This window comes from Corallococcus praedator (assembly GCF_003612125.1).
Taxonomy (GTDB): Bacteria; Myxococcota; Myxococcia; order Myxococcales; family Myxococcaceae; genus Corallococcus; species Corallococcus praedator.
Genome location: NZ_RAWI01000350.1, coordinates 1 through 9785, shown reverse-complemented (window position 1 = coordinate 9785; position 9785 = coordinate 1). Strand labels below are relative to the sequence as shown.

The window sequence follows — 9785 nt, the reverse complement described above, 5'->3', positions numbered from 1 at the left end:
GGCCCTGGGGCGGGTGGTGACGGACGCGGCCTGGCGGGAGGACCTGCGGGCCCGCGCCCTGGCCCGGGCGGAAGAGCTGTCCGCCGACCGGGCCCTCAAGGCCTGGGAAACGCTGCTCGCGGAAGTCTGAAGCGCCCCGGTTAAAATGGATGGGCGGGGTTTCGGGTCAGGAAGATCTTGCCCCCCCTGTCCGGCTTCAACAGGATTCATCCCCATCATGACGACGACGAACGAGACGCAGGGCCTCAACTTCCTCCAGGAGGTCATCGAGGAGGACCAGAGGACCGGCAAGCACGGCGGTCGCGTGCACACCCGCTTTCCGCCCGAGCCCAACGGCTACCTCCACATCGGTCACGCGAAGGCCATCGCGCTGAACTTCGGGCTGGCGAACCAGTATGGCGGCAAGTGCAACCTGCGCCTCGACGACACCAACCCGCTCACCGAGGACACCGACTACGTGGAGTCCATCCAGCGCGACGTGCGCTGGCTCGGGTTCGACTGGGACGACCGGCGCTTCTTCGCGTCGGACTACTTCGACCGGCTCTACGCCTTCGCCGAGCAGCTCATCTCCCAGGGCCAGGCCTACGTGTGCAGCCTGTCGCCGGAGGAGATCAGCGCGTACCGCGGTGACTTCACCACGCCGGGCCGGGACAGCCCGTACCGCACGCGCTCGGTGGAGGAGAACCTGGACCTGTTCCGCCGGATGAAGGCGGGCGAGTTCCCGGACAGCAAGCACACGCTGCGCGCCAAGATCGACATGACGTCGTCGAACCCGGTGCTGCGCGATCCGCCCATCTACCGCATCCGGCACGCGCACCACCACCGCACGGGTGACACGTGGTGCATCTACCCGCTCTACGACTTCGCGCACTGTCTGTCGGACGCCATCGAGGGCATCACGCATTCGGTGTGCACGCTGGAGTTCGAGAACCGCCGCGTGCTGTACGACTGGATCGTCAACGCGCTGATCAAGGGCGACCGGCCGAACCAGTATGAGTTCGCGCGGCTGAACCTCACGTACGCGGTGATGAGCAAGCGCAAGCTGCTCCAGATGGTGACGGAGCGGCTGGTGTCCGGGTGGGACGACCCGCGCATGTTGACCATCAGCGGCCTGCGTCGCCGGGGCTACACGCCCGCGTCGCTGCGCGACTTCGCCAGGCGCATCGGCGTGAGCAAGTCGGACAGCCTCATCGACATGGGCGTGCTGGAGCTGAGCATCCGGGACGACCTGAATGAGACGGCGCCGCGCGCCATGGCGGTGCTGCGTCCGCTCAAGGTGGTGGTGGAGAACTACCCGGAGGGGCAGACCGAGGAGCTGGAGGTCGCCAACCATCCGAAGAAGGCGGAGCTGGGCACGCGCAAGGTGCCGTTCATGCGCGAGCTGTACATCGAGGCGGACGACTTCCAGGAGGTGCCGGAGAAGGGCTTCTTCCGTCTGGCGCCGGGCAAGGAGGTCCGCCTGCGCTCCGCGTACTTCATCAAGTGCGAGCAGGTCATCAAGGACGCGGCGGGCAACATCACGGAGCTGCGCTGCACCTACGACCCGGCGACGCGCGGCGGGGATTCGCCGGACGGCCGCAAGGTGAAGGGCACGCTGCACTGGGTGCCGGGCAACGCCCCCGTCGCGCAGGTGCGGCTGTACGACCGGCTCTTCTCCGTGGAGCAGCCGGACCGGGACAAGGAGAAGGACTTCAAGGCGTTCATCAACCCGGCCAGCCTGGAGGTCGTCTCCGACGCGCGCGTGGAGCCGTCGCTCGCGCAGGCGAACCCGGGGGACCGCTTCCAGTTCGAGCGCCTGGGCTACTTCTGCGCGGACGCGGTGGACTCGAAGCCGGGCGCGCCCGTGTTCAACCGCACGGTGACGCTGAAGGACTCCTGGGTGAAGGAGCAGAAGAAGTAGGGCGGCCCCTGCGCCGTTCGTGATGCACCCTGGAGCCCCGGGCCTGTCCGCCCGGGGCTTCGTCGTTTCTCAAGGGGGCAGCAGGCCCCACGCGTCCAGCGAGGCGCAGCGTCCACCGCGCCAGGTGGCCTCCGTGGTGGCGGGCGTGTTCCAGGTGATGAACGTGCCGCCGGGCGAATACGGCAGCCACGCGGGGATGGGCGAGCCGGTGCGCGCCATGGCGCCCCAGGCGGATTGCAGCTGCCAGGACAGCGTCAGGTCCTGCGGCGTGGGCGTGGTGGCCACGGCGTCGAAGCGGCCGAAGAGGTAGACGATGTCCGTCCCGTGCGCGACGCCCAGGGGCGCGAGCGGGCCGTTGGGGAGGGCCCGTGCGAAGCGGTAGAGGTACGCGGGGGCGGTGCCCACGGTGGCGCTCGCGGTGGCCAGCCGCTGCGCCGGACACGCGAACGACAGGTCCGTGCCCAGGGCGTCCGCGGCGGCGACCTCGCCCACCACCGAGGGCTGGTAGAGCGCGGTGAGCTGCGCCTTCCTGGCGCTCGCGCCCAAGGCGTCCACGTAGCGGCCGAAGTCGCCCGGGTTGCCGACGACGCCCATGCTGGCGAGCACGAAGCTGGCTTCGTTGTCGTTGGCGCCCACCAGCACCGGCACGTCCCCGCTGCCCGCGAGCACCCTCGCGAGCGGCCGACCCTTCAACACCACGCCGTCCACCACCGGCAGCGTGGGCCACAGGCTCAAGCCCATCTCCGTCACGGGCGTGAGCTGCAACTGGGTTCCCAGCACCTGCACGGGGGGCTTCGCGCGCAGGCACGCGGCGATGTCTCCTTCGGTGCACTCCAGGACGATGGCTGAGACGAGGCCCACGAAGTACGCCGACGGGAAGGCGCCCACCGGCTGTTCCTTCTCCAGGACGGGGCGGTAGGTGCCGGACTGGATGGCGGCGCGCTGGAACAGCCCCTGGGCCGGCGTGGCCGCCAGCAGCGTCGTCACGGAGACGGCGCCCGCGGACTCACCGGCGATCATCACGCGCTTCGGGTCGCCTCCGAACGCGGCGATGTTGCGGCGCACCCAGTCCAGCGCGGCGATCTGATCCCGCAGGCCCCAGTTGCCGGTGCCCCCGTCCGGCGCGGTGAGCTGGGGCAGGGCGAGGAAGCCGAGCAGGCCCAGCCGGTAGTTGAACGACACGACGACCAGGTCCTCGCGCTCGGCGAGCTGCGCGGCGTCGTACCAGGCCTCGCTGGATGCGCCCTCCACGTAGCCGCCACCGTGGATCCACACGAGCACCGCGCGAGGCTTCGCGGCGGCCGCGGGGGCCCACACGTTGAGGCGCAGGCAGTCCTCGTTCAGGTGGAGGACCTCCTCCCTGAGCTGGGGGCAGGGTGGACCGAAGGCGGTGGCGGCAAGGGGCTGGGTCCACCGCGTGGGGCGCGCGGGCGGGGCCCATCTCCGGCTCCCCGTCGGAGGCGCCGCGTAGGGGATGCCCTTGAAGACATTGAGTCCACCGAGCGTGGAACCCCGGACCGGACCGTCGTCGGTCGCCACGTCGAGCGCATGGGTGACGACGCCCTCGATGGAGGAACTCGCGTCCGGAGGATCCACGAGGTCCGAGCAGCCCCAGAGCAGGATGAGGGACAGGAGCCAGGGCAGGTGCGGAGCGGTCTTGGACATGGGAGCCGCGACGCTAATCCAGGCTGTCCCATGGGGCTCTACGAACAGCCCTTCACACACCAGCAGGTGGAGGCGTCCCAGCAGGGCCGGGTGCTTGAAGGGCGGCTATGAGCGGGGCGGCGCCTCGCGGGTCATCTCGACCATGGTGGGGCGCCAGCCCAGCCGCTCGAACAGGCGCCGCGCGGACTCGTTCTTGGCGGCGGTGGAGAGCACGACACGGGGGGCGCCCATCTCCGTGAGCCGTTGCACCATGGCCTCCGCGAGCAGCCGGCCTGTGCCGGTGCCGCGCGCCTTTTCCTCCACCCAGATGTCGTGCAGGGCGCCGTGCTTGTCGAGCAGCATGTTCCAGTCCACGCCCTCCAGCCGGCCGTAGCAGTAGCCCACGACGTCGCTGTCCAGTTCGGCCACCAGCACCACGGCCTCGTCGGGACGGCGCGCCTCCTTGCCCAGCCACCAGCGGTAGCCGGCCTCCACGTCGTCGGGGACCATGAAGCGCTCGGCGTCGAAGCCATGGTGTTGGTGCGCGAGCGCCGCGCCCATGCGACCCAGCGCGGGTGCGTCCGAGGCCTTCGCGGGACGGATGATGACGGGCATGCGGACTCCAGACGGCGGGGTTGGCGCCCCAGGATGGGCACCCGGGGCCGCGTCTGTCGAAGCCTTCCGGAGGGAAGTGCCCGGTACTAGCGGGCTCCGGAGCGCACCGGCTGCTGCTGGCGCCTCCTGTCGCTGAGTTCCGAGCGCGCCATGTCCATCAGGCCCCACGCGGACACCACCGCGAACAGCGCGCCCACCAGCGTCACCACGTAGTTCGACACGCCCAGGGTGTCGCACTGGATGCACGCCACCGACGGATCCGCCGGCTCGTAGTGCAGCGTCACCGGGGTCCCCGCCGGGTAGTGCCGCGTCACCGCCTGGGCCTCCACGAGGCCCCCGGAAGCGTGGCCGTCGAAGGCGAACGTGTCGGAGGTGTACGGGGTGCCGTTCACCTCGTAGCGGTAGCTCACCTCCGGCCGGAAGCTCACGGAGCGCTTGGCGCGCAGCGTCACCACGCGGGACTCCACCACCGTGCCCTGCACCGTGGGCCAGCTCCTGCTCACGGTCGTGCGGTAGATCATCCGCCCGCCCGCGAACGCCAGCGCCACGCCAATGCCCAGCAGGCCCAATCCCATCAGCCATTTCATCATCGCGGTGCATCCTTGCCGCGCCCGGCCCCTGGGCCCCCGGCGCTGGAAGACGTCTTGCGCTCCAGCGATTGCAGCCCCCGGGCCAGCGTCCCTCCCGGGGCGGAGCGTCCCCTGCCGCGTGGGGCAATCTTCCCCCGTGGGGCAATCCGCCCCAGCGTGCCCCTCCGTCGTTGGTTTCCAAAGCAGCGCCGAGCGGGCAGACTCGCAGGCACTCCATGCCCGCTCTCGCTCTTGAGCTCGAAGTGGCCCGGCGCATCGCGCGCCAGGCTGGTGACATCCTCCTGCAGGTCTACGCCACCGACTTCTCCGTCACGGACAAGGCCGGCGGGGCGGGGCCCGTCACGCTGGCCGACGAGCGCGCCAACGCCTTCATCGTGGGCGAATTGCGCAAGGCCTTCCCGGGCGACGGCGTGGTCGCGGAGGAGAACGAGGACGCGTCCGACGCGAAGCGCTTCGAGCGCTGCTGGTACGTGGATCCGCTCGACGGCACGCAGGAGTTCGTGAACCGCAACGGCGAGTTCGCCATCCACATCGGCCTGGCGGTGGAGGGCCGGGCGGCGCTGGGCGTCGTCTACCGCGCCGTCGGGGATGTCCTCTACTCGGGCGTCGTCGGCGAGCAGGGCTACGTGGAGGACCCGCGGGGCCGCCGCGCGCTGCGCGTGTCGGACGTGGCGGACCCGGCGTCGCTGCGGCTCGTCGTGTCGCGCTCGCACCGCTCCAAGACGACGGACGCGGTGGTGAAGCGGCTGGGCATCACTCGGGAGACGGAGTCCGGCTCCGTGGGCCTCAAGTGCGGCCTGCTCGCGGAGGCCCGCTGCGACCTCTACGTGCACGTCAGCGACAAGAGCTACCGCTGGGACAACTGCGCGCCGGAGGCCGTCATCCGTTCGGCGGGCGGCGTCCTCACGGACCTGGCCGGCGTGCCGTACCGCTACGACGGCTCCGAGCTCCAGAACCACCGGGGCCTGCTCGCGTGCAACGCCGCCGCCTTCGACCAGGTGCTGCCCGTCGCGTCGCAGGTGGCCCGCGAGGCCGGCCTCCTGAAGTGACGCGGCTTCAGCCCGCGTCCACCGCGCGGCGCAGCTCGCCGAACAGGCGCGCCAGGTCCGGGAGCTGGTAGCTGGCGTTGAGGCCGCTCGGGTTGGGCAGCACCCACAGCCCGGTGCCGCCCAGCGTCTCCTCCTGGCGGCCGAACCGCGCCTTGGGCCGGCCAAAGGCGCTCCGGTACGCGCCCAGGCCCAGCACCGCGAGGAAGGCCGGACGGTAGCGCTTCACCTTGCGCTCCAGGTTGCCGCGTCCCGCCACGTACTCCTCGGCGTCCAGCAGGTCCGCGGACGCCGTGGCCCGGTCCACCACGTTGGTGATGCCCAGGCCGAGCGCCTTCAGCTCGTCCTGTTCGGACGGCAGGAAGCGGCGCGGCGTGAAGCCCGACAGGTGCATCGCGGGCCAGAAGCGGTTGCCCGGCCGCGCGAAGTGCACCCCCACCACGGCGGAGTAGAGGCTGGGGTTGATGCCGCAGAAGAGCACCCGCATGTCCGGGGCCAGCAGGTCCGGAACGGTCCGGTCGATGGCGGCGAACAGCTCGTCCTTCGTGGGGCGGTGGAGCGTCTTCATCGGGCGTGGGAGTCCAAACCTAGCGGGTTGGGTGCCGCGTCGCACGAAGGTTTCCCGCGCGGGGACTCCAGGCCCTGTCGGCGCAGGCCGGCTGCCCGCCCGGTGGGGGCGAGGGCAGGGGGGCCCGGTCGTCCCCCGGCGCGCGATGCGAAGCCCCGGCGTCGTTGTTATCCGCAGGGCCATGGCCCGTCCGGTGAAGGTCGAGACCCTGCTGCCCGTCGAGGTGGACTTCCAGCGCGAGCGCGCCTCCGGTCTGCGTCGCTCTGGGGACAGCCTGGAGAAGGCCCTTGCGGCGTTGTCCCAGTCCGAGCGCGAGCTGTGCGCCCTGTCCGGGGCTTCACGGGCCGCGCGCTACGGGACGTACCGCGCGCTCTGGAAGGAAGCGGAGCGCCTGCGCTGGAACCTCACCGTGCAGCGCGAGGCCTGCGGGGTGCGCAACCACCGCGACCTGGACCTCATCTACCCGCTGCCGCCCCTGTTGAAGGAGTGACAGCGCGCCTCAGGGCGACGTGCGCCACGCGGCCACGGCGAAGAGGATCCATCCGGCGAGGAAGCCCAGGCCGCCCAGCGGGGTGATGGCGCCCAGCACGCGCACCCCGGAGAGGGCGAGCGCGTAGAGGCTGCCGGAGAACAGGACGATGCCCGCGAGCATCGCCCACCCGGAGGCGGACAGGAGCGCGGAGGGTCGCGTCACGCCCAACAGTCCCACGGCCACCAGCGCGAGCGCGTGGTACATGTGATAGCGCGCGCCTGTTTCGAAGATGACCTGGAGATCCTGGGGCAGCCGGGCCCGCAGTGCATGCGCCCCGAAGGCCCCCGCCGCCACGGACAGGAAAGCGTTCACCGCTCCCACCACGAGCCACCACCGCATGATCGAGTGCCTTTCTTCGCGCGCTTGACTGCGGCACGCTACACCGCCCCTGAAGGCAGCGTCCTGGTTGAACACGCACCCCGCCCCAGCCGCTCCACCCCCGATGATGACTTCTCCTTCCTTCCAGCCGACCCCGTCGATTCCCTTCGAGCTGCGCCAGTCGCCCATCCAGGGACTTGGTGCCTTCGCCACCCGCCGCATCCGCAAGGGCGCGCGCATCATCGAGTACATCGGTGAGCGCCTCACCCAGGCCCAGGCGGACGCGCGCTACGACGACGAGTCGATGGAGCGCCACCACACCTTCCTCTTCAACCTGGACGACGACACGGTGCTGGACGCGGGCACGCTGCACAACGAGTCGCGCTACATCAACCACTCGTGCGAGCCCAACTGTCAGTCGCTCATCGACAAGGGCCACATCCACATCTACGCGCTGCGCGCCATCGAACCTGGGGAGGAGCTGACGTACGACTACGCCTACGAGCGCACCCCGGAGATGGGCGATGACGCCGAGGGGCTCTACATCTGCCGCTGCGGCACGCCCTCGTGCCGGGGCACCATCCTCGCCCCGGAGAAGAAGGCCCCCGCGCGCCGCAAGAAGCTCGCGGGCAAGTCCAAGACGGCCTCCAAGCCCGCGTCCAAGTCCAAGGCCGCGTCGAAGTCCAAGACGGCCTCCAAGGCCGCGTCCAAGTCGAAGTCCGCCCCGAAGTCGAAGTCCCGGCCGGCCTCCAAGTCGAAGTCCGCCGCGGGCAAGCAGCGGGGCACCCAGCGCGCGAAGACCGCGGGCCGGGGCCGCCGCGCGGCGGGCTGAAGCCAAACGGACGCGCGTGTTCCGGAGGGGAGCATTAGAGTGGGGGCGTGAAAGACGTCCTGCGCTTCCTGCTCACCGAAGCTCCCGATTCACCCGCGCTCGACTCGGTGGAGGCCTGGTGGCGACGGCACCTCGCGGTGCTGCCGCGCTTCCCGGCCCCCGCGGACCTGGCGCTCGCCAGCGGGTTCCGGGCGGACCGGCTGGGGTTCGCGTTCGCGTCCGGCTACCACGCCGCGCTGCGCTCGCTGTTCCCCCAGCTTCCCCCGGACCGGCGCGTCGCGCTCTGCGCCACCGAGTCCGGCGGCGGGCATCCCAGCGCCATCGAGACCACGCTCACGCCGGCCGGCGCGGGCTGGAAGCTCGACGGGGCGAAGACCTACGTCACGCTGGGCACGTACGCGGAGGTGCTGCTGGTGGTCGCCACCGAGGGCCGCGACGCGCAGGGGCGCAACCGTCTGCGCATGGTGATGGTGGACGCGAAGAAGCCGGGCGTGCAGGTGGAGCCGCTGCCGCCGCTGGGCTTCGTGCCGGAGGTGCCCCACGCGGCGCTGCGGCTGGAGGGCGTCACCGTGGGCCCCGAGGACGTGCTGCCCGGAGATGGGTACACGCGCTACCTGCGGCCGTTCCGCACGGTGGAGGACTGCCACGTCAACCTGGCGGTGCTGGGCTGGCTGGTGAAGGTGGGCCGGAGGTGCGGCTGGCCGGTGGCGCTGCGCGAGGAGCTGGTCGCCATCGCGGTGCTGATGCGGGCGCTGGCGCAGGAGGACCCCAGTGAGCCGGGCGTGCACGTGGCGCTGGGCGGCGCGTTCACGCAGCTGCACCGCGCGCTGGAGCGCTGCGAGACGGCCTGGGAGGGCGTGGACGTGGAGACGCGGGAGAAGTGGCAGCGCGACCGGCGCCTGCTCGACCTGGCCGGCAAGGTGCGCGTGAAGCGGCTGGAGTCCGCGCGTCAGAAGCTGGCCGGGGGCACGGGCGACGAGTAGGCCTGCTCCGTGCTGGCCCGCGCGGGAGGGGCGTCGTGCCGCCTCCTGCGCATGGGCCCGGTGCTACGACTTCAGTACCGACCGCCGCCGGCCGCGGAGACGATGGCGGAGAGGATGCGGTTCTCCACGCCCCAGACGGCCTTGTTCATGCCCTTCACGCCCGCGCCGCGCATGTAGTCGGTGAAGTCGTGCAGGGCGGTGGAGCGCTGCATGCGCTCCGTCTTGGCCGCGTAGAGCAGCGGAGTGCCCGGCGCGCCCGTGAGCCCCAGGTCCGGACAGGCCTCCGACAGCTTCGCGCGGTCGATGCCCGTCACCGCGGACAGCATCGCCACCGTGAACTTGTGCACCGGCAGCTCGCGCGCGTTGGGCACCTTCTCCAGCACCTTCGCGCGGTCCTTGGGGTCCGTGGCGAGCTGCTCCAGCGTCACCTTGGACATCTCCAGGATCTGCTCGTTCGTCACGTGCTTGTTGTCCAGGATGGCGCGGTCGAACAGGCTCTGCGGCGTGTCACCCTTGATGCTGATGTTCACGTCCGACAGCCGCGAGCGCATCGTCTGGATGGCGCGACCCACCTCCGTGTTCGCGCCGCCACGCCACGAGCCCGGCGTCGGCGCCACCGGCGCCTGCGTCGAACGGATGCGCGCCAGCTCGGCGCGGTTGAGCACCTCCGCGCGCGACACCTGCGTCACCTGATTGGTCCGGGCGGGCTGCGCGGCCGGGGCCTGCGTGCGAGTCGTGGCTGCGGAGGGGGCGGCGC

The 9785-nt window shown here is 71.2% G+C and carries 11 protein-coding genes; 5 read left to right on the top strand and 6 right to left on the bottom strand.

Annotation, left to right across the window (positions count from 1 at the left end):
* Window positions 1-217: 217 nt before the first annotated feature.
* Complete coding sequence (locus D7Y13_RS32045) at window positions 218-1900, top strand: glutamine--tRNA ligase/YqeY domain fusion protein (protein ID WP_120536507.1); 1683 nt, start codon at window positions 218-220, stop codon at window positions 1898-1900.
* 69 nt (window positions 1901-1969) lie between these two features.
* Here D7Y13_RS32045 and D7Y13_RS32040 read toward each other — a convergent pair whose 3' ends face one another.
* The 3 genes from D7Y13_RS32040 to D7Y13_RS32030 form a co-directional block, all read right to left on the bottom strand.
* Window positions 1970-3565, bottom strand: a complete 1596-nt coding sequence (locus D7Y13_RS32040; RefSeq protein WP_120585358.1) for a carboxylesterase/lipase family protein — start codon at window positions 3563-3565, stop codon at window positions 1970-1972.
* A 105-nt stretch (window positions 3566-3670) separates the two neighbouring features.
* Window positions 3671-4159 (bottom strand): GNAT family N-acetyltransferase, encoded by a 489-nt coding sequence (locus D7Y13_RS32035; RefSeq protein ID WP_120536498.1) that lies wholly within the window; start codon window positions 4157-4159, stop codon window positions 3671-3673.
* Window positions 4160-4245: 86 nt separating this feature from the next.
* A complete protein-coding gene (locus D7Y13_RS32030; RefSeq protein WP_120585357.1) occupies window positions 4246-4749 on the bottom strand; it encodes a DUF3592 domain-containing protein in 504 nt (167 codons plus the stop codon).
* A gap of 215 nt (window positions 4750-4964) precedes the next feature.
* On the opposite strand from D7Y13_RS32030, the gene D7Y13_RS32025 reads away from it, so the two are divergent.
* Complete coding sequence (locus D7Y13_RS32025) at window positions 4965-5798, top strand: 3'(2'),5'-bisphosphate nucleotidase CysQ family protein (RefSeq protein WP_120585356.1); 834 nt, start codon at window positions 4965-4967, stop codon at window positions 5796-5798.
* Between the two features lie 7 nt (window positions 5799-5805).
* Here D7Y13_RS32025 and mug read toward each other — a convergent pair whose 3' ends face one another.
* Window positions 5806-6363, bottom strand: a complete 558-nt coding sequence (mug, locus tag D7Y13_RS32020; RefSeq protein WP_120585355.1) for a G/U mismatch-specific DNA glycosylase — start codon at window positions 6361-6363, stop codon at window positions 5806-5808.
* Between the two features lie 181 nt (window positions 6364-6544).
* Between mug and D7Y13_RS32015 the strand changes: the two genes are divergently transcribed.
* A complete protein-coding gene (locus tag D7Y13_RS32015; RefSeq protein ID WP_120536501.1) occupies window positions 6545-6853 on the top strand; it encodes a hypothetical protein in 309 nt (102 codons plus the stop codon).
* A gap of 9 nt (window positions 6854-6862) precedes the next feature.
* Here D7Y13_RS32015 and D7Y13_RS32010 read toward each other — a convergent pair whose 3' ends face one another.
* Window positions 6863-7237: a DUF423 domain-containing protein gene (locus D7Y13_RS32010; RefSeq protein WP_120536509.1), complete on the bottom strand. Its 375-nt coding sequence runs from the start codon at window positions 7235-7237 to the stop codon at window positions 6863-6865.
* A 103-nt stretch (window positions 7238-7340) separates the two neighbouring features.
* On the opposite strand from D7Y13_RS32010, the gene D7Y13_RS32005 reads away from it, so the two are divergent.
* Window positions 7341-8045: an SET domain-containing protein gene (locus D7Y13_RS32005; RefSeq protein ID WP_120585359.1), complete on the top strand. Its 705-nt coding sequence runs from the start codon at window positions 7341-7343 to the stop codon at window positions 8043-8045.
* Window positions 8046-8092: 47 nt separating this feature from the next.
* A complete protein-coding gene (locus tag D7Y13_RS32000) occupies window positions 8093-9028 on the top strand; it encodes an acyl-CoA dehydrogenase family protein (protein ID WP_120585354.1) in 936 nt (311 codons plus the stop codon).
* A 71-nt stretch (window positions 9029-9099) separates the two neighbouring features.
* On the opposite strand, the gene D7Y13_RS31995 is transcribed toward D7Y13_RS32000, so the two are convergent.
* A partial coding sequence (locus D7Y13_RS31995; protein WP_244222400.1) for a hypothetical protein occupies window positions 9100-9785 on the bottom strand: 686 nt, incomplete at its 5' end.

Coding starts and splice junctions, on each gene's coding strand:
- D7Y13_RS32025 (WP_120585356.1), top strand. CDS start 4,965: ATGCCCGCTCTCGCTCTTGAGCTCGAAGTGGCCCGGCGCATCGCGCGC.
- D7Y13_RS32040 (WP_120585358.1), bottom strand. CDS start 3,565: ATGTCCAAGACCGCTCCGCACCTGCCCTGGCTCCTGTCCCTCATCCTG.
- D7Y13_RS32030 (WP_120585357.1), bottom strand. CDS start 4,749: ATGATGAAATGGCTGATGGGATTGGGCCTGCTGGGCATTGGCGTGGCG.
- D7Y13_RS32005 (WP_120585359.1), top strand. CDS start 7,341: ATGACTTCTCCTTCCTTCCAGCCGACCCCGTCGATTCCCTTCGAGCTG.
- D7Y13_RS32035 (WP_120536498.1), bottom strand. CDS start 4,159: ATGCCCGTCATCATCCGTCCCGCGAAGGCCTCGGACGCACCCGCGCTG.
- D7Y13_RS32045 (WP_120536507.1), top strand. CDS start 218: ATGACGACGACGAACGAGACGCAGGGCCTCAACTTCCTCCAGGAGGTC.
- D7Y13_RS32015 (WP_120536501.1), top strand. CDS start 6,545: ATGGCCCGTCCGGTGAAGGTCGAGACCCTGCTGCCCGTCGAGGTGGAC.
- mug (WP_120585355.1), bottom strand. CDS start 6,363: ATGAAGACGCTCCACCGCCCCACGAAGGACGAGCTGTTCGCCGCCATC.